General features: G+C 51.3%; 20 protein-coding genes. 9 read left to right on the top strand and 11 right to left on the bottom strand.

All coding sequences use genetic code 11. From position 1 onward, the window contains the following. Nucleotides 1-28 precede the first annotated feature (28 nt). The 3 genes from SH451x_RS02510 (at nucleotide 29) to SH451x_RS02500 (ending at nucleotide 5,140) form a co-directional block, all read left to right on the top strand. Nucleotides 29-1,144 carry a glycoside hydrolase family 130 protein gene (locus SH451x_RS02510; RefSeq protein ID WP_479360769.1) on the top strand — a complete coding sequence of 372 codons (1,116 nt, stop codon included), beginning with the start codon at nucleotides 29-31 and terminating at the stop codon, nucleotides 1,142-1,144. Nucleotides 1,145-1,246: 102 nt separating this feature from the next. Next, on the top strand, nucleotides 1,247-2,365 hold the full coding sequence (locus SH451x_RS02505) for a Gfo/Idh/MocA family protein (RefSeq protein WP_479360768.1): 1,119 nt from the start codon (nucleotides 1,247-1,249) through the stop codon (nucleotides 2,363-2,365). Nucleotides 2,366-2,821: 456 nt separating this feature from the next. Next, nucleotides 2,822-5,140: a glycosyltransferase family 4 protein gene (locus SH451x_RS02500; RefSeq protein ID WP_479360767.1), complete on the top strand. Its 2,319-nt coding sequence runs from the start codon at nucleotides 2,822-2,824 to the stop codon at nucleotides 5,138-5,140. Here the strand turns inward: SH451x_RS02500 and SH451x_RS02495 are convergent. Continuing rightward, on the bottom strand, nucleotides 5,137-6,348 hold the full coding sequence (locus tag SH451x_RS02495; protein ID WP_479360766.1) for a tetratricopeptide repeat protein: 1,212 nt from the start codon (nucleotides 6,346-6,348) through the stop codon (nucleotides 5,137-5,139). The genes SH451x_RS02500 and SH451x_RS02495 overlap by 4 nt on opposite strands. A 117-nt stretch (nucleotides 6,349-6,465) precedes the next feature. On the opposite strand from SH451x_RS02495, the gene SH451x_RS02490 reads away from it, so the two are divergent. From SH451x_RS02490 to SH451x_RS02470, 5 genes are all read left to right on the top strand, one after another. Then, the gene (locus tag SH451x_RS02490) at nucleotides 6,466-6,615 is read left to right on the top strand and encodes a hypothetical protein (RefSeq protein WP_479360765.1); all 150 of its coding nucleotides are present in this window, start codon (nucleotides 6,466-6,468) and stop codon (nucleotides 6,613-6,615) included. A 220-nt stretch (nucleotides 6,616-6,835) separates the two neighbouring features. Next, nucleotides 6,836-7,606: an MlaE family ABC transporter permease gene (locus SH451x_RS02485; RefSeq protein ID WP_479362871.1), complete on the top strand. Its 771-nt coding sequence runs from the start codon at nucleotides 6,836-6,838 to the stop codon at nucleotides 7,604-7,606. Nucleotides 7,607-7,754: 148 nt separating this feature from the next. Next, complete coding sequence (locus tag SH451x_RS02480) at nucleotides 7,755-8,615, top strand: ABC transporter ATP-binding protein (RefSeq protein WP_479362870.1); 861 nt, start codon at nucleotides 7,755-7,757, stop codon at nucleotides 8,613-8,615. Between the two features lie 19 nt (nucleotides 8,616-8,634). Further along, the gene (locus SH451x_RS02475) at nucleotides 8,635-9,888 is read left to right on the top strand and encodes an MlaD family protein (RefSeq protein WP_479360764.1); all 1,254 of its coding nucleotides are present in this window, start codon (nucleotides 8,635-8,637) and stop codon (nucleotides 9,886-9,888) included. 95 nt (nucleotides 9,889-9,983) lie between these two features. Further along, the gene (locus SH451x_RS02470) at nucleotides 9,984-10,502 is read left to right on the top strand and encodes a 3-hydroxyacyl-ACP dehydratase FabZ family protein (protein ID WP_479360763.1); all 519 of its coding nucleotides are present in this window, start codon (nucleotides 9,984-9,986) and stop codon (nucleotides 10,500-10,502) included. Between the two features lie 224 nt (nucleotides 10,503-10,726). On the opposite strand, the gene SH451x_RS02465 is transcribed toward SH451x_RS02470, so the two are convergent. The 7 genes from SH451x_RS02465 to SH451x_RS02435 all read right to left on the bottom strand — a co-directional run bounded on the left by SH451x_RS02465 (nucleotide 10,727) and on the right by SH451x_RS02435 (nucleotide 20,919). Continuing rightward, on the bottom strand, nucleotides 10,727-11,242 hold the full coding sequence (locus SH451x_RS02465; protein WP_479360762.1) for an Hsp20/alpha crystallin family protein: 516 nt from the start codon (nucleotides 11,240-11,242) through the stop codon (nucleotides 10,727-10,729). 205 nt (nucleotides 11,243-11,447) lie between these two features. Next, entirely contained in the window at nucleotides 11,448-12,134 is a 687-nt protein-coding gene (locus tag SH451x_RS02460) for a hypothetical protein (RefSeq protein WP_479360761.1), read from the bottom strand. 250 nt (nucleotides 12,135-12,384) lie between these two features. Next, nucleotides 12,385-15,807, bottom strand: coding sequence for an aminotransferase class I/II-fold pyridoxal phosphate-dependent enzyme (locus SH451x_RS02455; protein WP_479360760.1), 3,423 nt, complete (start codon nucleotides 15,805-15,807; stop codon nucleotides 12,385-12,387). 329 nt (nucleotides 15,808-16,136) lie between these two features. Next, nucleotides 16,137-16,727: a 3-isopropylmalate dehydratase small subunit gene (leuD, locus tag SH451x_RS02450; RefSeq protein ID WP_479360759.1), complete on the bottom strand. Its 591-nt coding sequence runs from the start codon at nucleotides 16,725-16,727 to the stop codon at nucleotides 16,137-16,139. Between the two features lie 15 nt (nucleotides 16,728-16,742). Further along, nucleotides 16,743-18,170, bottom strand: coding sequence for a 3-isopropylmalate dehydratase large subunit (gene leuC / locus SH451x_RS02445; protein ID WP_479360758.1), 1,428 nt, complete (start codon nucleotides 18,168-18,170; stop codon nucleotides 16,743-16,745). 505 nt (nucleotides 18,171-18,675) lie between these two features. Beyond that, on the bottom strand, nucleotides 18,676-20,544 hold the full coding sequence (gene treZ, locus SH451x_RS02440; RefSeq protein WP_479360756.1) for a malto-oligosyltrehalose trehalohydrolase: 1,869 nt from the start codon (nucleotides 20,542-20,544) through the stop codon (nucleotides 18,676-18,678). A gap of 84 nt (nucleotides 20,545-20,628) precedes the next feature. Further along, nucleotides 20,629-20,919, bottom strand: a complete 291-nt coding sequence (locus tag SH451x_RS02435) for a DUF427 domain-containing protein (protein WP_479360755.1) — start codon at nucleotides 20,917-20,919, stop codon at nucleotides 20,629-20,631. Nucleotides 20,920-21,165: 246 nt separating this feature from the next. Here SH451x_RS02435 and SH451x_RS02430 point away from each other — a divergent pair, with 246 nt between their 5' ends. After that, complete coding sequence (locus SH451x_RS02430) at nucleotides 21,166-22,089, top strand: alpha/beta hydrolase (protein ID WP_479360754.1); 924 nt, start codon at nucleotides 21,166-21,168, stop codon at nucleotides 22,087-22,089. 80 nt (nucleotides 22,090-22,169) lie between these two features. Here SH451x_RS02430 and SH451x_RS02425 read toward each other — a convergent pair whose 3' ends face one another. The 3 genes from SH451x_RS02425 to SH451x_RS02415 all read right to left on the bottom strand — a co-directional run bounded on the left by SH451x_RS02425 (nucleotide 22,170) and on the right by SH451x_RS02415 (nucleotide 24,933). Then, nucleotides 22,170-22,718, bottom strand: coding sequence for a methylated-DNA--[protein]-cysteine S-methyltransferase (locus tag SH451x_RS02425; RefSeq protein ID WP_479360753.1), 549 nt, complete (start codon nucleotides 22,716-22,718; stop codon nucleotides 22,170-22,172). A 72-nt stretch (nucleotides 22,719-22,790) separates the two neighbouring features. After that, nucleotides 22,791-23,093, bottom strand: a complete 303-nt coding sequence (locus SH451x_RS02420; RefSeq protein WP_479360752.1) for a putative quinol monooxygenase — start codon at nucleotides 23,091-23,093, stop codon at nucleotides 22,791-22,793. 61 nt (nucleotides 23,094-23,154) lie between these two features. Beyond that, complete coding sequence (locus SH451x_RS02415; RefSeq protein WP_479360751.1) at nucleotides 23,155-24,933, bottom strand: cyclase family protein; 1,779 nt, start codon at nucleotides 24,931-24,933, stop codon at nucleotides 23,155-23,157. Nucleotides 24,934-25,249: the final 316 nt, after the last annotated feature.

The following is a 25,249-nucleotide window of genomic DNA, read 5'->3' as shown; positions in this document are numbered from 1 at the left end:
TTTGCACAGATGTGCTGTTCAGATAACAATGCGTTGTCCTACGATGACGCATACCTTACTGGAGAGTTCATTGAACAGCGCAAGATTTCTCTTACTATCGCCGACAGATCTGGCGCCGACGGACCCAGGATTACAGATAATTGGTGCGTTTAATCCGGCAGCCATTCAAACAGGTCCCGACGAGTATACGCTGCTTGTCCGAGTGGTTCAGAGCGTTCGCGACCAAGATCAAGGTTCACTCACAGTCCCCGGGTGGAAGAATGGCGGTATACAAACGGAATCGCATGAGGCCGATTCTTTCAAGTACCTAGACCCCCGTGTCATTGAATTGCGAGCGACGGGACACCGGAGGCTTGTCTTTACCTCCCACTTTCAAATCGTTCGGATTACAAATGTATCCGCGGTTCCGAGTGAATGGAAAATCGCACCGCAGGGGACTATTTTGCCAGAAGGTGACCTCGAAACTTTCGGGATTGAGGATCCTCGAATCACGAAAATCGGCGATGAATACTTTGTCACCTATGTTGCCGTTTCCATGCATGGAGTCTCCACCGCATTGATGAAGACGATTGACTTCGTTTCCTTTGAACGAATGGGGGTCATCTTCGTCCCGGAAAACAAGGATGTAGTGATTTTCCCAGAAAGGTTTGATGACATGTACTGGGCGTTGCATCGCCCAACTCCTGCGCAACCTTTTTGTTCTCCAGAAATCTGGCTGGCAAATTCACCCGATCTGCTAAAGTGGGGCAACCATCGACCATTCCTGACATCGGCTTCGGGCTGGGAGGGCGGACGGATAGGGGGCGGATGTGTACCACTGCGTGTCGGTGATTTTTGGTTGATCGTCTATCATGGTTCGGAACGCAGCACGACGCCTGGACAAGTTGGTCGTTATGTCGCTACTGTCGCGATTGCTAGCGCGGACAAAGCCCCCCGACTAATTGCTGCCAGCCCAATTCCGCTATTTGAACCCGTCGACGACTTTGAGACTCAGGGCTTCGTGCCCAATGTCGTGTTTCCTACCGCTATTACACAGAACGATGATTGCCTAAACATCTTCTACGGTGCTGCTGATACCGCAGTTGGCGTCACGCAAATGAGTCAACGAGAGATCTTTACAACACACTTCCCAGATTACGCCTAACCGAAAAACCTCCCTCTGGCATACAACCGATTCTCGACGAGTCCGAAGTAGTGGCAAGGGTTCGCGACACGCTGATAATCGACTCACGAAACCTCATGTAAAATGACCGAAGATACAAAAACTGGCTTAGGAATTGTTGGATGCGGCGCTTTCGGACTGTTTGCTTTGCAGCAGTTTATTCAAAATCCGCGAGCCAGAGTTGTGGCCATTGGCGGAACTACGCGGCAGGAAGCAAAGCGAGTCGCTGACCGACACGGTATTGCTCACACGACTTCTGCTGATGAAGTCTTCAGCAACGATGAAGTGGACCTGATTTACATCAATACCCCTCCATCACTGCATGCGGAACAGTGTAAAAAAGCACTGAACGCTGGCAAACACGTCATTGTCGAAAAGCCTTTGGCTATTTCGGTAACCGATGGTGAACAGTTAACCGATCAGGCGAAAAACCAACAACGTGTTCTCGTGGCCAATTTGATGCAACGATACAACCCAGTTGCTGAAAGGGTACGCGAAATACTTGCCACAAAGACTCTCGGAGAATGCCTGTACGCTTCCTTAGAAAATCACGCCGTAGATGAAGGACTCGGGACCGACCATTGGTTCTGGGACCCGGCAATTAGTGGCGGGATATTTATCGAACATGGAGTTCACTTCTTTGACTTGGCTCGCTGGTGGTTCGGCGAACTGAAAGTTGTATCTGCCGGGCAGAATCGCACACGTGCTGACAATCATGTCGATCAGGTATGGTGCGATACAAAAGCGGAAAACGGATTGATATGTCGATTCTACCATGGCTTCAATCAAACATCGCGACTGGAAAAGCAAGTGTGGCGAATCGTGTGTGAGCGGGGAACAATTGAAATGCAAGGCTGGATTCCAATGGGAATCGAGATTCAAGCAATCGTCGATGATTCCACCACGAAATCTTTGACCGATTTGTTGCCGGACTACCGGTTGAATGTCGTGGAAAACTACGGGGCGACGGCTCGACGCACCAGAGCACACGGTCAGTGGTTTGACGTCGATCAGAAGGTCCATGTCACTTGGTCACAGCAGATGGAAAAGCAACCACTCTATTGTCAGCTCTTGCGAGACATGCTTGATGATCAGCTTCGATTCATCGCAGATGCGAGTCACGAACGCACGATTACAGAAGCAAACGGACTGGAATCTCTACGGTTAGCCGTGGCTGCTACCGAAATAGCACACACAAAATGATAGACCGCGTGGGCAGCCAGCTTTCAAATGCGAATTGTATTGTTGAAAACCCGATGAGCGCTGAGGGGGGGATGCTTCCTTTAAAGCCCGAGTGAAGGGAGTTGAGTTCGCAAACAATCGCCCTTACTCTCTCGCACAAGTTCATAATCCATTTGTACGGTAGTTTTGAACGCCAGCTACCGATAGAATGCAAGTTGAGACATCACACTCCCGGTTCGGCAACTGTGATCGCTAGTCCAACTTAATGTGCCCTTGGCATATTGGCGACGGTCCGACTTTTGCTTCTTTGTTGTGATTGAATAGAACGACGCTATTAAAGCTGAACTTCATGTTCGAGCCGTTCCTAGAAAATTAGATAAGTCGTGAGCCCGCTATGCGTGGCCTCTTTGCTCACGCGGGTCGATGGTAATGCAGATGGCATCAGGCCGTCATCATCGTTTTTACGAAGGGATAATAATGGAAGAGCGACAATTGTCGAAGATTGGGATTTTAGGTTCCTATCTACCCCGTAAATGTGGAATTGCGACATTCACATCGGATGTTTACCAATCGGTAAAGCAAGCAGCTCCAAATGCTGATGTGTGCGTAATCGCCGTAAACGACACTCCCGAAACATACGATTACCCCCGTGAAGTCCGGTTCGCTATCGAGCAGGAGATTGAAAGCTATCATCGAGCAGCAGACTTTATCAACGCTTCCGAGTTTGACGTGCTGTTCATCCAGCACGAGTTTGGCTTATTTGCCGGTGCCGCTGGAAAGATGCTTTTCGAACTGCTTGACAATATTCGAATCCCTGTTGTCACGCTGTTGCATACGATTCTTCAGAACCCAAACGAAGATCAATTTCGCGTCACTCGCAGGTTAGCCGCGAGGTCTTCAGAACTGATTTCGATGAGCGAGCGCGGCGCGAAGTTTTTGGAAGAGATATACAACGTTAAACGGGAAAAAATTAACGTTATCCCGCACGGTATTCCAGACATGCCTTTCGTCGATGGCGACTATTACAAAGACGAATTTAATCTACTTGGCAAGCGTGTTGGCCTAACATTCGGTTTGCTTAGTCCCGGCAAAGGCATCGAGTACGCGATTGACGCCGTACCCGATATAGTCGCCACGATTCCTAACTTTACATATGTTTTGCTTGGCGCGACGCACCCCCACTTACTTCGCAGCGAGGGCGAATCCTACCGGGAATCACTTGCGCAACGCGTTGCAAAGCTCGGCATGGAAGACCACGTGCACTTTGTCAACCGATTCGTCGATATTGAATTGCTGAAAAAGTACATCGCTTCTGCAGACATCTACCTGACGCCGTACTTGAACGAAACGCAGATTACCTCTGGGACATTGTCCTATGCGTATGGTTGCGGCAAGCCAATCGTATCAACGCCTTATTGGCACGCTGCAGATTTGCTTTCCGGTGGCAAAGGGGAGATCGTTCCCTTTCGCGACGCCATGGCAATTTCAAAATCCGTCGTGAAGATCTTAACGGACGACTCGTTACGTTTAAGGTTGCGGAAGAATGCGTACCAAGAAGGGCGACAAATGATTTGGTCTGCCGTTGGTGCGGCGTATGTCAATACGCTGAATCGGGCAAACAATCAAATGTTCAACTTTCAGTACGGCTCGAAGATTGCCCAGAAGCAGTTGCAAGACGAATATGATTGGATTGCAGACCACAACGCACCAATAAACTTGAGCCATCTCCAAATCCTTACCGATGACACGGGGATTATCCAGCATTCGACTTATTCGGTACCGAATCTCCATGAAGGCTATTGCACGGATGATAACGCGCGAGCCTTGCTGCTGACTCTGATGCTCGATCAGTTAGACGAGAACGACAATTCTTGGAAAATCCAACAGCGAAGGTACGCAGCATTTCTTGACTACGCGATCGACTGCCAAACGGGAGACGTTCGCAACTTTATGAGCTATGATCGAAAATGGTTGGAAAAACGCGGCTCGGATGATTCATTAGGCCGGACGCTCTGGACATTGGGATACTGTGTTGCAAAAACTAGAGATCCGCAAATGCGATGTTGGGCAGCTAGGCTTTTTGAGCTTGTTGCCCCGCGAGCAGCCGATTGTACTTCTCCCCGCTGCTGGGCATTTTCAATCTTGGGCGCCGAAGCGTATCAATCTTACTTTGCCGGAGAGCAACGTTCCCTCGCGCTGATCGAGGACCTCGCTTCGCGCCTTCAAGTGTGCTACCAGTCAGCGAGTACATCAGATTGGTCCTGGTTCGAGCGAATACTTACTTATGACAACGCCCAACTTTCCAACGCCATGTTACGTGCAGGCACGCTTTGCCATCGCGATGACTGGAGAGAAATTGGGCTACAATCCATGCGTTGGTTATGTGACTTGCAAACCTCGGCCAATGGCAACTTCCAGCCAATCGGCAATCGAGGTTTCTACGAATACGGACAAGAACGAGCTATCCATGATCAACAGCCTCTCGAAGCATGGTCGACTGCCAATGCAACGTTGGCTGCATTTGAGATTACGAATGATGAAGTTTGGTTCGACGAAGCGTTACGTGCGGTTGAGTGGTTTCTAGGTCGTAACGATCTGGGGCAACCGATTGCAAATTGGAGCGATGGCTCCTGCTGCGACGGACTACAGTTTGACCGCATCAATCGGAATCAAGGTGCTGAAAGCACACTTGCATGGCTGTGTACGGCTGCAGAATGGCGAATCGCTCAACACAAACGAAACTCCAAACTATTTCCGTCGAGAGAACGCTCCTATGACTCTGCAAGCCGTGGTTAGTAAGATTGCTCGAGGCGTTCGTGAGCTTCCGCAGCCCATGGCGAGTTAGGGGCAAGTTCGACGAATCGACGCCAATGATGCAACGCATCTTGGCTTCTGTTCGAATCGTCGAGTGCTCTCGCCAAATGGTAATGGACGTCAGGAAACTCTTCGTTTTGTGCAAGTGCACCTTGAAAGGCAGCGATACCGATATCGAGACGCCCAGTTTCAACAAGGACGCAACCAAGATTGGCCCGCGCTTCAACGAAATCTTCGTCCAACTCTAAAGTAGCATAGTACCGTTCGCGTGCGGCGCTGATATCGCCCAGCCTGTACAGCAGCTCTGCTAAAGCAAAATTTGTCTCCGGCTGCGGACCATAGCGCGTCAACAAAACGCGAAACCACTCAACGGCATCCTCAAGCTTCCCTTCATCTTCCGCTTGCTCCGCAAGTCGTAGAATCTCAGCCTGATCGCGTTCGGCTGTCCCTTGAACGAAAGGTTGCTGAAGGGCATGAAACGCAGAAATCGATATAGTTGCGCAGTCGTCGAGCGTTTCTTCTTCTGCGCTCGCGTCACTTTGCTGCCCGAGAGAATCGAAATCTATTCGCATCTGTTTGTTGGCATCTAACCAACTGTCAGCGTATCGGACGAGCAACGATTGCCCTTCCAGATGAATGCTCCAGCGGTCGAACGATTCCGGATCATCGTCGTCGACATTCTCGAGCAAAGCTTGAAGTTGCCGCACAATCGATTCGGGGGACAACCCCGCCGCGGTCCACTGTTGAACTTGCCGAGCACTTTGCAAACCTTCAAAGTCAAAATAGGGCAAGCGGTGGTTTACTCGCACAGGCGTGAGTAAACCAATTCGAATCCAGCGCCGGATATTGCGCAGGGGTGTTTCTATTAAGTCTGCCAGGACACGCGGCGTGTACAACTGGGACGAGTCGTCATGTTGCGAGTCGATGCCCAGACGCTGCCAAAATACCGTTTCATCAATCAGCTCGACATTGCCGGCGTTGATGGCCGCTTGTACTTCTAAATCCAAACGATCGGCCGCCTTCTCGTCTGCATCCGCACCAAGAACAATGATGTCAGCATTTGTGCTACTGCGATCCGCCGCAATCCCGCCACGCGATTTGATAATGCTGAACGCCTCCTGACGCGACATTGCTCCCAACTTGCCATGCAAGGCAATCTTTAGGCCACTGGGCCATGTACTTTCAGTCACGGCAGGGACCTCGGTTACCACTACGTTTTCGATGGGAGAGCATGGAAGAGTACTGCTGAACAGCGATGAAAGCTTGCATTGGTTTCGGAATTTGTCGGCTCATTATCTGTTGTCACGATGAAACTGCAACGTGCGATGGGGGACGAAACCGCTTGGGATAAGCTGTATCTCGCCGCCGAATGCCGACTATTCGGGGCTATTTCTACACTCAATCCAGGAAAATACTCGGAAATATTCCAACCCGGGTCGTTAAAATTGCTCAAGTAGCGCATTCTCGCTGATCGATACAATAGACAACGGCATCGTCCGTTCGCCATGCTTTGCTCTGCGCAATGGAGCTAGCATTGTTGCGGAGTGCTGTATAAGCCGAGCGGTAAATTTTCACCCAGGAACATTAGTGTCATCCAACGTTGACTACACCGCGAACGACTCACTGCTAGTTAATCTGCGTCGGATCGTAGAAGGCTGGGGCGGGACCGTTCTACGAATGATCGACGCTGTCGGAGACTTCAGCCTGTTCGTATGGCAAATGCTGATCTGGCTGGTGAAGGCCCGACCGCAGCGCGGAACACTGATGCCAAATTTTTACTCAGTTGGCGTCCTTTCGCTCCCCGTTGTGATGATCACAGGCTTATTTATCGGCATGGTTCTAGCCCATAACAGCTACTTCCAGTTCAAGAGCATCGGCATGGAGTCGCGTATTGGAGCTGTGGTAAACATGACGCTCGTTCGCGAACTCGGTCCAGTGCTCGCCGCAACGATGCTCGCGGGTCGCGTCGGTTCGGCAATGGCTGCGATCGTGGGCACCATGCGGGTAACCGAGCAAATCGATGCACTGACCAGTATGGGCGCCAATCCCATCCACTACCTTGTGGTGCCACGGTTTCTGTCTTGCGTCCTTCTGATTCCAGCCCTGACAATCATGGCTGACTTCATGGGAATTGTGGGGGGGTACTTTTACAGCGTCGTCATCATGAACGTCGAACACTCCCAGTACCTTCGCGTAACAAGAGACTTTGTCGGAGCAGTGGACTTCTTCTCGGGAATTTTTAAAAGCTTCTTTTTCGGAGCTGTTATCGCAACGGTAAGTTGCTACCGTGGATTCAACTGTGAGCCTGGCGCGGATGGAGTTGGTAAAGCAGCGACCACGTCCTTCGTAATCAGTTTCGTCTTGATTTTGATCCTCGATCTGATGCTAAACATCCTGCTCGACGCAGTGTACTTTAGAATTTGGCCACGCGGAACCAAGCTCGTTTAACGTGAACACTCAACAACAATTCGACGATGCATTTAGCGATGATGAATCGCTTTATGGCGCTGCGCCATCGCCGAATGTGGAGGTTAAACGTGGAAGTACCGACCACTCAACCAACGTATCAAAAAGACCACAGCAGTCCGAATCAGATTTGGGTGCTTCATCAAATTCAATCTTGGTTGAAACCGTCAAGCTGTCGATCATTTTCGGAAAACAAACGGTTCTAGATGAAATTAGCATCCAGATTCCTCGTGGACAAACGTTAGTTATAATCGGTGAGAGCGGATGCGGCAAAACGATGCTGCTTAAGTCATTGTGTGGACTTTTAAAACCTTCAAAAGGCAGTGTGCGGTTTGACGGTGTCGACCTACATTCGCTTGGTGAAGTAGAACTAACGAAACTTCGACGTCGATTTGGCTTTGTCTTTCAAAATGCAGCATTGTTTGATTCGATGACGATTGGCCAAAACATGGCATTTCCGCTAAGGCAGAATGGTTCGGAAACTTCAGATTCTCAACGCGCGCTGTTATTGAATCGACTCGCCGAAGTTGGCTTGCCCGATAGTGTACTAGCGAAACGGCCAGCACAACTTTCAGGCGGCATGCGTAAACGCGTGGGGCTCGCTCGGGCGCTAATCTTGGAACCCGATCTAGTGCTGTACGATGAACCGACGACAGGCTTGGACCCGATCATGAGCGACGTCATCAACGAGCTGATCTTGCGGACGCGTCGAAAGTACCCTGTTACGAGTGTCGTTGTAACGCACGATATGCATTCGGCGCGCAAGATCGCCGATCGAGTCATTATGTTGTATCCCGTTTCACGTTTGAAGCGAGGCGAACACCAGATCCTATTTGATGGTAAACCCGAAGAATTGGATACTTTCGAAGATCGCCGTGTACGCCAGTTCGTGCAGGGTGAAGCGGGCGAACGTTTGATGGAAATGCGGGCGAATTCGACTGGGCATGGTGACCTGGAAACGCCAAACCTTCTTGACTTGTTAAAGAAATAAGTCGAAAGGATATCGCACAATGGAAGATAACAATTATCGTTTCGGAGTTGGGTTACTGGTCGTGGCTGCAACAGCCATCGGCATCATCCTGGTGCTCTTTTTCGGCGCTATGCCAACGTTCTTAACTGATCGTTACCAAGTCACTATTAATTTCCCCTCGGCTCCCAAAGTGGGTCGCGACACTCCAGTGCGAAAAAATGGCGTTCAAATCGGTCGCGTAGCCAGCGTCGATCTCTTGAAAGGCAACGGCGGCGTCAACTTGGTCCTTGAACTAGACCGAGAACACGCGATTGCGCAAGGGGAGACGTGCCGCATCGCCACTGGATCACTGATAACCGGTGATTCAATTGTGGAGTTTATTCCCCCGACCGACTCGATTTTGATTGCTCGTTTCGATGGTGTCGCTGGCGGTGAACGCAACAACACGCTCGACCAAGAAGAGCTCGATTTCGCACAAAACGTGATGGCGGATGGTGATTACTTGACCGGCGGGATTGTGGCTGGCGATCCGCTAGACATGCTGGTTAACATGCAAGGTAACTTTGCCTCGACCTTGACTGCGATTGAACAAGCTAGTCGTCGTGTGGAATCACTCGCTTCTACTTTTGAAGGCGCTTTGGGAGGGGGGGAAGGCCAATTCCAAGACGTCGCCGATCGCTTCCGATTTACGATCGACAACTTCAATCAAACCGTCGATACCATCGACCGAGTAGCACGACAGTTCGAAGACGCTCGGCTCCCAGAAGTTATCGGTGTGGCAGCTTCTCGTATGCCGATCCTGTTTGACGAAGCCGAGCGCGTTCTCCAGCAAACCCAATTGACGCTCAAAGGCTACGAACAGTTCAGCACAGAGTTACAAGGCATCGGAAAAGAGTTTGAAGGTGTCGGCGATGAGGCTCGGCAAACTTTACGCACTGCCAACGAAGCGCTAGAAAACATTTCAGCGTTTACCAAACCGCTGGGCGACCAGTCAGGACAACTAGTCGGATCCGTCATGAAGACGCTCGACAGCCTCGAATTAACGCTCGCGGAACTGCGACAGTTTGGCCAGCGTCTCAATGCCGGTGATGGCACGCTCGCCCGGTTGATTGAAGACGACCAACTCTACTACAGCCTCATTTCGACAGTCGATAATGTAGAACGCCTCAGCAACCGGCTCGAACCAATCGTTAATGACGTGCGTGTAATCACCGACAAGATTGCGAGGGATCCTGGCCAACTTGGCGTAAACGGCGTCTTTCGCGCTGCACCGTCCAGGGCAGGCCTGAAGTAGGCTTGCCCCGCCCGCAGAACCAATTACGCTGGAACCTGCAATTTGATAAACAACGCGCTAATTTGAGATACAGATACAAAGGTTCAATAAGTAGGATGGCACAGAATACTTTTCCAACGATGCGGTTTAGCCAGTTGGACCGCATCGTCGAATTGGTTCCAGGAAAATCGATTGTGGCGGAGCGTAGAGTGCACGAGGAAGAAGACTTCCTCCGTGACCACTTTCCTCTCTTCGCAGTTCTACCAGGCGTTTTGATGCTCGAAGCTCTATACCAAGCTTCCTGCTGGTTGATCCGGGAAACGCTCGACTACAAATGTAGCGTGCTCTATTTAGCCGAAGCGAAAAACGTAAAGTTTGGAGATTTCGTCGGACCTGGCGAAACACTTACGATCACTAGCGAATTAGTGAAGCAAGATGGCGATCGATTCTCCATGAAGTGCCAGGGCATGAAAGGCGACCAAGCATCGCTGTCGGCCCGCCTCGTTATTACTCAGGCCACCGCTTCGTTCGGCGGCGATCCCTACGCACGCCATAATGACTTCGTTGCAATCGCAAAGAAAGAACAGTTTCAGCAAATGTTTACGGAAGGCGCTCCACGCGCCAGGCACTGTTAGGCAGCACGTCTAGTCAGAGGCCGACCAACATGTCGGGGCCAACTACCATGTCGGGGCCAACTACCATGTCGGCCCCTCGAGTGCATCGCACGATTGACTCCGGCCCCCTTAACTGCGCCCCAAGGCGGGGGCGACTGGATACGTCGAGGTGACCTGGTCGCGACCGGAACGCGTATCCATCGATCTCTGCGATGAATACGCTAACATTTCTACGCAACGATTAGCTATGACGCGTTACTATCGCTGTCTTGCGTCTCGATCGCATTGACATCGGCTCCCTTAGTCCTAACGACGATCTGTCGCGGATTTGGCTTGGCAACTTTCCGAATTGTGACTTGCAAAATGCCGGCGTCATACACCGCATCGATACTGTCACCATCGATCGACTCAGGCAACTGTACTACGCGGCGGAATTTGCCTTCAGCGCGCTCGCTACGCCAAACCTTTGCGTCACCAGCAACGGTTGGTCGCTTGCGTTCGCCTAAGATTGAAAGTCGCTGCTCGTGCAGTTCGATCTTGACCTCCGCTGGATCAACACCAGGTAGATCAAGTGCAACTTCGTAACGATCTTCGAACTCGACAAGGTCCATACGGGGCGTGTATGCCACCGAGCGGTCCATTTTCGACTTCGCTCCCTCTTCGTTCGCGCCACGGAAAAAATGGTCGAAAGCGTTTTCAACTTCAGTGGCAATGTCTTGTATGGCTGGCATTCCAGCCACTGGAAAAACAAATCGGCTCATTGCTTCTCTCCCTTTGAAAGTAGTGAGACTGTAATGCTTTGAAAATGGCTGTTGCCAAACTGGCAGACTTTTTAAGCCGAACTCATATTTTGCAAGCTCCGTGCCAATTCAAATTCGTAGATCTACGAACATGGCCAAAAGAAATGCCGCCAGTTTGGAAACTGACGGCATAGGCGGAGAGTTGAGTTTACGAAATTCAAATCTATCAGAGCGAAATTCGCGGTTGAGGGAGGCTGTATTGCGGTGCGACCTGCGGGCGATAGCTTTGGTAAGGTTGGACAAATGGTGCGACAGGTCGCGGCGCGGCTTGCGAACGGATTTGTCCGCGAAGCTCGATCTGAGGAGCATATAGTTCTTCACTATACCACTCCGGTTGTACCGTTCGTGCGGAATAATCAGGAGCGTACCTTATTGGCGGCGCAACAGGGAGCGGGGCATAAGCGACGGCTGGCGGTTTAGCTCTCCCCAAGTCGTTCACTAGTTTATTGAATCGGCCTTCGATCTGATCTGTATAGCGCTTGATGTTTTTGTCAGAGGCGATACGGTACTCCGATGCAATTAGCGAACGAGTGATTTCGTAAACTTCATTGAAACGAGTCAGCTCTGCTTCGATCGATGCTTGCGGTACATAGCCCCGTGTCAACTCGATCAGCGACTTTGCGAGTTCGTCCGACGCAACGGCATACTGCGTGGCTGGAGAGTGACGGTAAAGTCGTTCCAGTCGGTTCCTCAGATCTTCAGTTGCCGATCGCAATACCCTGGCTTCGCCTGTCGCACGAGACCACGGCCCGGCTTCCGCAGTACCAGTCGCGAGGAGCCCGACGAGCAACATCGGCGTGGCTAGCAGCCATTTCACAACAACATTCAACGAGGTAGCATCAAAGATCTTCATCATATTACCCTTTTGTCCAAAGCGTCGATTTCACGCTTCATGCTTGGTCAGGAACAACCTAACTCCAAGACTTCAGGATAACCACATTCTGTGCCAAGCCTCGCATTTTCTTTGCAAATGCAGCAGCGAATCCCTTTTGAATAGGCAAATCGTTGGCGGCGATGTTGATGCTTGTCCTATTCTCGCTCCGAAGGGTGCAGCCAACTGATTGCGCTAGCTGTACTCAATTTGACAAGGCCGAACGAAACTGTCAGAGATCGCTGCCTCGGAAAGCTTCCGGGGTAATCTTCTTGAGATTAGCAGCCACCAGTTCGGCGGCGCACATAATCTGCTGGTTCGTATGAGTGGAGTTGATGAAGAATCGCAATCGAGCCGCCGACTCCTCAACCGCCGGGTAGAGAATTGGCTGAACGTTGATCCCTTGTTCGAACAGCCGTCGCGACAACTGCAAAGCATGCAACGAATTGCCCGTGATCACCGGTATCACCGGAGTTTCCGCGCTATCGCCAGTGTTCAATCCTCGCTTTTTCACTTCCGTCAAAAACAGCCGGGAGGCCTCGTGCAAGCGGGTCACACGTTGAGGTTCACGACGCAGCACGTTGAGCGATGCGATCGCCGCAGCCGCATTCGACGGCGAGAGCCCTACGCTAAAGACGAACCCAGGCGCCGTGTACTTCAAGTATTCTACGAGTTCATGACTACCGGCGATGTAACCACCGCACGAACCAAACGACTTGCTGAGCGTTCCCATCCAGATGTCGACTTCACGTGGATTAACGCCGAAGTGTTCGGAAATGCCATGACCTCGCAGCCCCATAGTTCCAATGCTATGCGCCTCGTCGACCATCAACCACGCTTTATGCTGCCGAGCGACTTCGATAAACTTGGGCAAATTCGGAAAGTCACCGTCCATGCTATAAACGCCTTCGATGACGATCAACGTCCGTCGAAATCGTTTTCGCGACCTCTCTAGAATAGCAGCCAGTTCTTCCCAATCGTTATGGGCGAATGCTCTGCGACGAGCTCCCGACAGCAAAGCCCCTTGAACGATACTGTTATGCGAAAGTGAATCGTGGAGAATAAGGTCTTTCTCGTCGACCAAATGGCCTATCACGCTCTCGTTGGTCGCATGTCCACCAACCATAACCACCGCATCATCGACTCCGATCCATTGCGCTATCTCCGTTTCCAACTGGCGATGCAAAGGCTTTTCGCCGCTGACCAAACGCGAGGCAGACACACTCGTACCATAGTTGCGAACGGCTTCGACGACGGCTTCCGTCACAAACGGATCGCCGCTCATGCCCAAGTAGTTGTACGAAGCAAAGCTGATATATTCTTTACCGTTGATACTGGTCGTATCACGGGTCAGCGCATCATGCACTGTGAAATAAGGATTCGGCAATCCGCTCAAACCAAACTGCTCGATGGTGCGTCGCAGCCGCCGGTACTCTGGTAGCTGTGCGAATTGATAATCGCCAGGCTGAATCTCGCGTTCAAGGACAACTTCTTCGCTGACTTCCTCGGGAACGTCAACGCGCATCTTCTCTTTGCCGAAGTGTTGCTGAAGCGCTTCCGAAATCTCACGGACCGTTTCGATTTCGTTCAATACATCTTCTGGAAAGCGACCGCCAAACGCCGTTTCCAGCGTATGAGCAATCTGCAAACGTTCTAGCGAATCGAGCCCAAGGTCAACAACAATGTTGGTGTCCAGATCAAGAATCTTGGCACGTTCTTCGGCGACATTGCGAATCGCCTTCTTCACGAATTCGACGATTTCAGGATCAGGATCGCGTGTCTTCTTGGTCGTAACCGCGCGATGCTTCTGCCAGTTAAACGAGTTCGCTACAGTCGACGCGGCGATCATCGGCGCGGCTTCGTCGTCATTGTCTTCCCAGCCAATCCATTGCGAAATAACACGCATGGAACCGTCGCGGAAAGATGTCAAGCAAGCATGACGTTGGACTTTGCCACTAGACGTTTTCGGCAACGACCCAGACCGCACCAGCACAACAGCGTCGGGTGGGAGCTCGTGTACTTGCACGACGCTTCGCCGAATCGCATTGATCACCGGTGCCCAGTCGTCTTCCAAAGATCGCTGAACTTCCACTGCGATAATCAGACGTTCACGAGGACCGCTCAGATCAGCAAACGCGGCAGCTGAGCCGCTTTGAATCGACTCGTGGCATTCTTCAACCGTTTGTTCAATATCCTGTGGATAGCGATTCACACCACGGACAATAATCAAGTCTTTGACACGACCAGCAACAAACAATTGCCCATCGTGAAAGAAACCAAGATCGCCGCTTCGCAAGAATGGCCCCTGGCCGTCCGATGTATAAGCTTCGAAGGTCTCACGTGTCTGATCTGGCTTCTTCCAATAGCCTTTACCCACGCTTGGGCTCTTGATCCAGATCTCTCCAATTTCATCGTCACGCAAAACACTTTGGTTTTCCGTATCAACGATGCGCACAGTTTCGTTGGGAGCGACGCGACCGCACCCGACCAAGGAACGTGCATCAGGATCGTTGGCGTCAATCGGTTCTACGATACGCGTATCAAGGCAACGTCCCCGAAAGTGCTTCACAACAGGATCATTGGTCGCTGGCCCGGCCGTCACAATTAAAGTCGTTTCGGCCATACCATATGTTGGAAGATGCGACGAGTTCTTGAACCCAACACGCTCGAACTTCCGAGTAAACTGCTCCATGGTGCTGGCTCGTACGGGTTCCGCCCCATTGAAAGCAACTTTCCAGTTACTAAGATCCAGCCCTTCCATTTCTTCGTCGGTTACTTTGTCTACACACAACTGGTATGCGAAGTTGGGCGCTCCAGTGATCGCTGACTTATATTTTGTTAAGACGCGAAGCCAGCGCACAGGACGCTGAAGAAATGACATCGGACTCATTAGGCACATGGTTACGCCCAAGTAAATCGGGCTTAAGATGCCACCGATCAATCCCATATCATGGTACGCCGGAAGCCAGCTAACGCCATTTTCGTTCTGACGCAAGTTGAATAGATAAACGATCATCTCGCAATTGCGTATCAGATTCTCGTGGGTCAACATGACACCTTTAGGCTGACCAGTTGAACCGGAGGTGTACTGCAGCATCGCGAGGTCTTCGCCGGCGATCACTGGATTGCGAAACTGCATGGCCAGCGTCTTGTCGATCTTGTCAGTCGAAATCGTCTTCACCAACCGGACTTCGGCAGAATTTGATTCGTCCTTAAAAATCTGTGACGCGGTTTCCGCAGTCGTTAAACCAATTCTGGCGGCGCAATCTTGCGCAATGTTTTGAATGCGCATTCCTTTGCGATTACGTCGCGGCGGGAAAGCAGGTACGGCGACACAACCGGCGTACAAACATCCAAAGTACCCAATGACAAAATCTAAGCCGGGCGGATACATCAATATCGCGCGGTCACCCGGTTCGGCGAACTTCAGTATTTCAACCGCTGTCGCCCGCGCAGCATGATCAAGCTCTGCATAGGTGAGCGTTTGCTCGTCATCCGTTTCGCCATCGCTGAACATTAATCCAGCCGAATTGGGACGTGTATTTGCCCAGAATTGCAATCGCTCGACAAGATTATTGCGAGGAATATCTGCTGGTAGGATGTGAGATAGGTCAATCAATCCAGCACTGTCGACAGACGGGACCGTAGCAGACATGGAATATTTCGAAAGGAAGTGAATCACCACACGAAGCGACAGGAACCAGCAGCCCCAAAACCGCACGCGGCAGTTACCCGGCCGTTAGCAAGCCAAACTCTTGACTTGCTAGCGTTGACCGGCCATTTCTCGTGAAACCTGGCGCCGCTCGGTTGCAGCCTTGCACTTCGAACGCCATCTTCTGTTTTCACGAGGGGATTTTACTTTGCTTTCAATTCCCTGTCAGTTCTCACCAAAGGCATCTCTGTTGATATCGGTCTATCAAGAGGGACGATTCGATGGAAACCGGACGGAAATATGACCGCCCCCAAACCCCACACGCTGAAGTATTACCCGCGAGCAGCCTCGAACGCCTCGATTTTATCGAGATGCTTGAGCGTCATCGCAATATCATCTAACCCGTTCAGCAGACAGTGTTTACGGAAGCCATCAAGCTCGAATTTGGCTTCAAAACCGTGCTCGTCTTTGACGGTTTGACTCTCTAAGTCGATCGTCAGTTCGTACTGTTCATGAGCTGCATGCCGCGAAAAAATTTCTGCAACTTGCGTTTCGGAAAGCACAATTGGCAGCGTGCCATTCTTAAAACAGTTGTTGTAAAAAATGTCAGCAAACGACGGAGCGATCACCGCTCGCAGCCCATAATCAGCGATCGCCCAGACCGCATGCTCACGGGACGAACCGCTGCCAAAGTTGCGTTTGGCGACCAAAATCGACGCGTTCTTGTTGCGGGGCAAGTTCAGTTCGAACGTCGGATTGGGCGTTTCGCCATCTTCGGCAAACCGCCAATCGTAGAACAGAAACTGGCCAAAACCGCTGCGTTCGATCCGCTTGAGAAATTGCTTGGGGATAATCTGGTCGGTATCGACGTTGGCTCGGTCCATCACCGCTACCACGCCCTTATGCTGAATAAATGGTTCCATGTTGTAGCCTTTCAATTACGAGTGATAGGACCAGTCGCGGATGTCGACAAATCGGCCTTGGATAGCAGCCGCCGCCGCCATCGCTGGCGATACCAGATGTGTGCGTCCGCCTTTGCCTTGCCGTCCTTCGAAGTTACGATTCGAAGTCGATGCACATCGCTCGCCAGGACTTAAGCGATCTGGGTTCATCGCGAGACACATGCTGCAACCCGCTTCGCGCCAGTCAAAGCCTGCTTCGCGGAAAATGCGATCGAGCCCTTCTTGTTCCGCCTGCTTTTTGACCAAGCCACTGCCTGGGACGATCATCGCGTTGACGGAACTGTTGACGCGGTGGCCGCGCACGACTTTTGCAACGGCGCGCAAGTCTTCGATACGAGCGTTTGTACAGGAGCCGATGAACACGCGATTGATCGTCACGTCAGTCAGCTTGCCGCCCGCTTTCAGGTTCATGTACTCCAGCGCGCTGGCCGTGGACTTGCGCTCGGTTTCATCTTCAAAGTCATCGGGACGAGGAATTTGAGCGTTGACCGAAGCGACTTGACCGGGGTTTGTTCCCCAAGTTATTTGCGGCTCAATGTCTTCGCCGCGGTAGATATCAACCTTATCATAAGTCGCACCCGAGTCTGTCGGCAATTGTTTCCAACGTTCTACCGCCGCATCATAATCTTTCGGAGCGAACTCGCGGCCCTTCAAATAGTCAAATGTCGTCTGGTCAGGAGCGATCATGCCCGCCCGAGCCCCAGCCTCGATCGACATGTTACAGACGGTCATCCGTTCTTCCATGGAAAGATTTCGGATAACTTCACCGGTATACTCAAGCACGTATCCTGTGCCGCCAGACGTCGTGAGCTTTCCAATTAGATACAGGATCAAGTCTTTCGCCGTGACACCGTGCGACAACTTTCCATCGATTCGCAATTCGTAAGTCTTGGGCAGAGATTGCAGCAACGTCTGAGTCGCCATGACGTGCTCAACTTCGCTGGTCCCAATTCCGAATGCCAACGATCCAAACGCACCGTGAGTCGCGGTATGCGAATCGCCACAGACGATCGTCATCCCAGGTTGCGTATAGCCAAGCTCCGGGCCGATAATATGCACGATCCCTTGAGCGCGATCGTTTAGATCGTAAAGCCGCACGCCAAACTCTTTGCAGTTCTGTCGAAGCGTATCGACTTGCTGGCGTGAAATCGGATCAGCAATCGGCAGCCCTCGATTCTCCGTCGGCACGTTATGGTCTGGTGTTGCGATGGTACGTTCAGCGCGTCTGACCCTACGACCGGCTAGACGCAGCCCTTCGAAAGCTTGCGGGCTTGTGACTTCGTGGACGAGATGCAGATCGATGTACAGAATAGTTTGACCGGCTGGATCGGCATGGACGACGTGGGAATCCCAGATTTTTTGAAACATGGTGCGAGGTCCAGTCGCACTGCTCGGATTGGTCATAGTGGCAGTCTACAATTGAAAAAGTGACGAAACGGGAGCTGAATTGGAGGCCTCCGATAGTACAAAAGTTCGGTGGATTGAACCTTTGTCACGAGCTCCAGAACAGCAAATTCTTAGCTCTCCCGCATGGCAATCTGCTAATTTAATCACGCCAAGCCGATCTGGTTAGGCCAAAATCGTCACTTAAGCCCGCCGAATTTGGGTACTACAACACCAAAAGCCTCAAAGTTTCACACCTTTTGAAGCCTCAACGAAACCCTTCCAAGCTCACCAACCCCAGAAATTGCCAAACGCAGCTTCGCCAGACCGGAAGCCAGACACGTCCTCGGCTGGCTCTTCAGCAACCGAAAAGCTCAGCGGGTGAGGCCGAAACACTGGTAAAGTCAAAGCTCCGGCAGCTATGAGTCATATAGAGGACAAAACCTCAGAGTTCAGCCACGAGTTTTCAATCGCTCCTGTCTCAGACTCCCTAACTTTATAATGACAGTTTTGCACGAATGTCGACTCAACTTCCGCTGAGGTCCAGTACTATACATTCATGCGGCCGGATCTCGATCGAAGTCGCAGCTAGTTCTTTGCTTTCGTCCCCCCCCTCGCCAGTCCGATACAACGAACTCTCGGAACGCAATATTACTGGCTTGCCGCCTACATCGTCTGCTTCATAAACGATCGTACTTTCCGACAGATTAAAGAGCGCCCGCACCGCTCCTTGCGGTACGCCTAAATCAGCCCCTCGCTCGAGCACGAGGATCGTTGGCAATTCGTTGTTGGGCCAAAGATAGGCGGCTCTGTCTACGAAGTTTTGTAGAGCTGGCAATTCGCCACGCAATCGCAGCAAATCTTTGTAGAGCCGTCGCAAACCCGCTCGATAAGTTCCCACTGGCCAATCCCAACTCAAACGCGAACGCTCAAATGACGCAACGTCCTGCGGGTCAGGGATGTCACCCGCCAAATCGTAATCGCGACGTCGGCCAGTGCGGACGTTCTCTATTAATTGCGGGTCTTCAAATGAACAGAAAAAGAGAAAGGGACGATCTTCGCCGTACTCTTCCCCCATAAATATCAAAGGCAAATACGGAGACAATAGCATCAGCGCTGCCGAAAGTCGCTGCATGGACGGCGTCATCAATTCTCCTGTCCGCTCGCCTAACGCTCGATTGCCTGCGTGATCATGATTCTGGACGCCGATTACAAAATGATCACCGCTTAAGCCAATTGCGTTCCCACCCCATTTGCGTCCGCGAAATCGACTGTACTTTCCACTCAAATAGAATGTCTTCTCAAGCACTTCAGGCAAGAACTTCACATCGCCGAAATCTACATATTTCCCGTGACGCTCGCCAATCAAGTAAGCAAGCCACGCATGATGAAAGTCTTCGTTCCACTCGGCGTCTAATCCATAACCACCGACACTCGGCTCGCGCACCATTCGCACGTCATTCATCAAGCTTTCCACTACGATCTGCGCCGAGCGACCGTTCGTAGCTGCTGCCGCGTCGGCCACTTCTTTTATTTCTGCCAAAATATGTGTTGGGCTGATGTCGAACATCGCATGCACAGCATCTAACCGCAACCCGTCCAGATGAAAGTCGGCAATCCAGTGCCATATACTCTCAAGCGTAAACTGACGTACCGGGTCGCTATGGCGATCGTCAAAGTTGAATGCAGGTCCCCATGGAGTTGCATAGCGGTGCGAATAGTAATGACCAAATTCCGAAACGTAATTTCCTTCAGGCCCAAAATGATTTAACACCAGATCAAGAAAAACAGCTAAGCCCTTCTTATGTGCCGCATCAACAAACCGCTGGAATGCTTCCGGTCCACCATAGGTATTTTGCGTGGCCATTAGATGAACGCCGTCATAACCCCAGTTTCGCTCGCCCGGGAACTGAGAAACTGGCATGACTTCGATCGCTGACACACCCAAATCAGCAATCGCGTCCAGACGCTCGATTGCACTATCAAAAGTTCCGTCCGAAGTCAGAGTTCCGATGTGTAACTCGTAAAACGAAAGAGCACTTCGCGGCAATGACGTCCAGCTCTGGTCGGTCCACTCATAGGCAGTCGTGTCGTATAACTTCGAGAGCTTATGCACTCCATCCGGCTGCCAGACAGAGCAAGGATCAGGCCGCACGGGCCCTTGGTCCAAACTATAACCATACAACGTCGTGCGATCGACATTTTCCTCTGTGCACGTGAAATACCCTTCTTGCTCAGGCTCCATCTGGATCCACTTGGGGGAATCGTCGTGTTCTTTCGATTGCAAAAACAGACGCACATTAGTTGCCCTGGGAGCCCACACGCGCCACGTTACTCCTTCAGGCTTGAATTCAGGTCGGCATCGATAAAGCGGATCGTATTTACTAATGGACAATTTGTAACCTTCCAAAATGGCAATGATGTCAACAATCGACAGTCTGATTCGTTATTCTTGGAGTAACTCAGTCGGGGCTGGGATTCAGCCAAGCTCGCTAACTTCAACGCCTTTCCAAAAAGCGATGTAGCCTCGGATGTTCTGCGCAGGCTCTAGCGGCTCAGGATAATACCACGCCGCTTGAGCGTTTGTCTCCCCCGCAACTTCGATGTCATAGTAGTTCGCAGTGCCCTTCCAACTGCAACGGCTTGTATGTGTCGATGGCCGCAAGAACTCTTTGCGTACATCGTCAGGCGGAAAGTAGTAGTTCCCTTCCAGCACAATTGTCTCGTTGCTCTCTGCTATCGTTTCCTGATTCCATTTGGCAATTACCATGAGGTTCTCCTTTGATTGGCCTGTAGGTGACTCCCCCTTTGCAATTCCAGTGCCGCATTCAGTCCTAAATTTGGAACGGAAACCTTCTCGAATTTGCTAATCTAAAGGTTCGAGCGAACGCCAGTACACACGCACAGGCGAGTTCACTCCTATTACAATAGCGGCTGAAGGCAACGATAATGGGCTGGCAACTCAAAAACGTCGCCTCCTTGAACGCCAAATCAATCCTCTCTCGAAAGTTTGAACATGAGGCAACCTTCCTTGCACCATCGCACCTGCACCGCTTTGGCATTCGTCGCCTTCGCATTCCTATCCACACTTAGCGCCAACGGGCAAGAAGTTGTGAAGCTGTGGCCGGGCGAACCGGCCGGCCTGCCCGCAGTAACAAATGGCGATGAGTACGATAGCCAAAAACCGTCCGACAACTTGATCGCCGGAAAGACGGTCATGAAGATCGCTAACGTCAAGACTCCTGAGATCCACATCTATCGCCCCGCCGCCGACAAAGCGAACGGAGCTAGTTGCGTGATCTGCCCTGGAGGAGGCTTCAACATTTTGGCTTGGGATTTGGAAGGCACCGAAGTCGCCGAGTGGCTCAATTCCATCGGAGTGACAGCCATAATCTTGAAGTACCGCGTTCCGACTCGGACGCACGGCGACGCCGGTCGCTACGAAGGTCCCGTCAACGATACCCAACGTGCACTCAGCTATGTTCGCTCGCGTGCAGATGAGTGGAAGATCGATAAGGACAAAGTCGGCGTGCTTGGCTTCTCTGCGGGCGGCGTCTCTGCGGCTGTGGCTGCAATTCGAAACGGCCAGCGACAATACGAAGCGATCGACGAAGTGGACCAGAATAGCTGCCGAGCGGATTGGGCAGTTCTCGTCTATTCCGCCTACATGGCTGGCGACGACGGCAAAATCCGCCCCGAATTCGCAATCGACGACAAAGTCCCGCCCATGTTCCTGGTCCACGCACAGGACGATCCCGTTTCCTGCCAGAGCAGCATTGCTCTCTTCATGGCTCTGCGCGATGCCAAGGTACCCGCCGATCTGCATATCTTTTCACAAGGCGGCCATGGCTACGGACTGCGCCCGAGCGAAGATCCAGTTACGACTTGGCCTGGCATGGCGGCTACCTGGCTGAAAGTGCAGAACTTCGTTCCCAAGTAGACAAAGCTGAACACCGTCGCTGACGACTGCGGCGAACTCGTTCGCTTTTGAAGGTTCACCCCATCGACGACGGGAGCGTCCTACGCAGGACTTACAAACTCGAGTTCGCGTTGCCTCGGATTTTTCACCTGCAACGCGTTTTCGAGCTCTAATAACCACAACTTGCGGTCAAGTCCACCAGCGAATCCAGTCAAGGTTCCATTCGAACCGATTACGCGGTGGCAAGGAATTACAACAGCGATTGGATTCGCACCAATCGCCGCCCCAACAGCTCGAACGGCCTTCGGGCGACCAATGGCCGTCGCGATATCGCTATAACTTCGTACTTTGCCAAACGGAATCTCTTGCAACGCTTTCCAAACATCGTTCTGGAAAGGAGTCCCATTAAACTCGAGCGGCAAATCAAATGCCTGCAGCTCACCTGCAAAATACAGTTCTAACTGCTCCATCGCCGCTTGCAGAACAGAGCTCGAGGCAGTCAAAGCAAATGATTCAGTCAGTACAGGCAAACGGTCTTCTGAAAAACGAATGCTTGTCACCGCGTTCGCATTGCATTGAATCGAAATCGATCCTAACGCGAATGGTAGATCAGCCTGATAAACATCAAGAACGGCTTGATTGCGATTCATGCTTCGCCTCTTGTTTTCTACAAACCCAGGAATTAAACCGACCTCAATCGCATCGCTAAGACCCACCGGTCACTACAGCGTTTCGATGTCCCAAACGTGAACATCCTTCGATTCTACCCAATCCGTTATAGCATTGCTGAACGTTGCAAAGTGCTCAGTCTCACGATGTTTATCGATGGCAGCACGATCGTCGTAGGTTTCATACAGCAACACTGTGTTGGGACGATCTGCTGAAGTCGCTATGTCAAATTGATGGCACCAAGCTTCTTTTTCGATCGAATTCTTGGCCTGCAGCTTAATTGCCGTGAGGAACTCTTGAAAATGCTGCGGCTTAATCACAAACGTAACGCAGATAACACAAGTCGGCTTGGACATAATCGTAAAGGCTTACCTGGTAAAAGTGGAGAGAACGAACCTATTGCGCTTGCAATCTCAGTTAATATTGTTCAATGGCAATCGCTCGAACCGGGCTTCCATCGCCATTGGATATTTTCAGTGGCAGCGCAATGAACTCAACTTTGTTGGACGTAATTTGGTCCATATTACACAGTCCTTCCACGATTAAAATCCCGCTTGCAAACAAGATCCGATGCACGGCCGTCCACTCATCAAAATTGTTGATGTTTGCAACCGATGGAGTATCGATGGCAACGAGCGCGATTCCGATCGAAGCAAAGAATTCCGCCAGTTCGATTGAGACGCAAGGTTGTTTTTCGCGATAACTTTCATCACCAAATCGTTTGCACCAGTCGGTGCGAATCAGGATTCGGTCGCCGGCTTCAACAAAAACATTGGCAGCAAAGAACTGCTGCAGCGTAATTGTTTGCGATGGTTCACACGGAGCCAGATTGACGACCTTGGCCGGACCACAACAAACAGATAGATCTTGGTCATCGATCGACGCGCCATCCAAATTAAAATGTCGCGGGGCATCCATGTGCGTTCCGGAGTGCGTATGCATGCGGAGCTTTAACGTATTCCAGCCATCCACATCAATCGTATGATCCGCAGTCAGCTCGACTCCACTCAATCGCGAATCCACAGTCAGACTCAAGTCGATAATCCGGCGATTAACACCTAGCGGCGCGAGCGGTTGCACGGGAACTTCCGGTATCAAACTGGCCAATGGATTCATGCTTTGATCCAAACTCACCGGTTGATGCGATTCGTGCGACATGTAAATCGCTTCCTGCACGCGCAGGGTCTTCATATACTCATCAATGTTAGTCTCGAAGGGCTCATCGTTGGAAATACATTCCAAGAAGTGCTTTTGTGTTGCATACACACAATCGCCGGCAAAACCACGCCGTTCATGATAGTACGGGTGTGGAGTTTCGGTGTTACCGAGTGTTTGGATGGTAATACTTCCATCGGCGAACAGGCGAATCGTTCCGCCATTGCCTTCAACGGTCATTTCACCAAAAGTATATCGTGGATCTTCAGCCGTAGTCTCGTTGTAGCGATTTGCGTCCCACACCGCGCACGCTTGATTGGCAAATTCAAAAAAGACAACCGCCGCGTCTTCACCGCGAATCACAGGATTCAGCCTTCGCAGATTCGCTGTAACATTAGTGACTTCACCCAGCAGATATCGAAACGTATCTACAAAATGGACGCCAGTTTCGAAAACCAACATCCGCGGCAAGTCTCGATAGTATGGCTGGTTCTCAAGATAAGCTTCCTTGCCCCAACCATCACCTTGTCGTGAGCGAAAATAGATCTGGTACAGATGATCGCCGATCGCGCCATGGTTGATCAATTTCTTAATTTCGCGATGCCAAGGTTGAAAGCGAAAGTTCTCATGAACCATGAACCGACAGTTCGAACTCTTAATCAGGTCTTCGATTTCCAGCGCTATATCAAAGGACGGCGCTAGCGGTTTCTGGCAGATAATTGGCAAACCAAGCGGCACTAGTTGTTCAAGAATGCTCAGGTGCGTCGATGGCGGCGTAATGATATCGATTGCATCGGGACGAAAAGACTGGACCGCTTCAACTACGTCAGTATAGATTGCGTCCACCTTGTAACGCTTCGCCAGCCCCTGCGCTTTTGATTCATTCGTATCACACAAGGCAATGCCATAAACTTGACTCAGTCGTTGCCACGCATCGAGATGAAACTGTGAAAAGTAGCCAGCACCGACGCAAAGTATTTTCATAAACGTACCAGGATTGTTTTCAAACTGATGAACACGAGTAGGCAAACTTGACATCATCACGGCATCGCTGCAGAATCGCCAAGTGATTGGTGCTAGATCGTCGACGTTACAGATCCGCGGCGGCTTCGATCCTGCTAAGCGCGTTCAACAGAGTGCTGTTATGTGGAGATCGACAACTTTGCAAAACGTGATGTTTTGACTGGCGTTTGCAGGCAATCGAATGATCGATGCTGCTCTAACTCTGCGGCAAATATAGCCGCCAAGGCGCGAAAGATCGAGCCTTTGAAGATATTCTGGTACTAGATCGTTGTGACCTTTCTGCAATCACATCGACAATCCGGATGTCCCACTCTGCCATCCATGCACTCTGTTC

This window comes from Njordella aestuarii (genome assembly GCF_056494165.1).
This window is presented reverse-complemented; position numbering and strand designations above follow the sequence as displayed.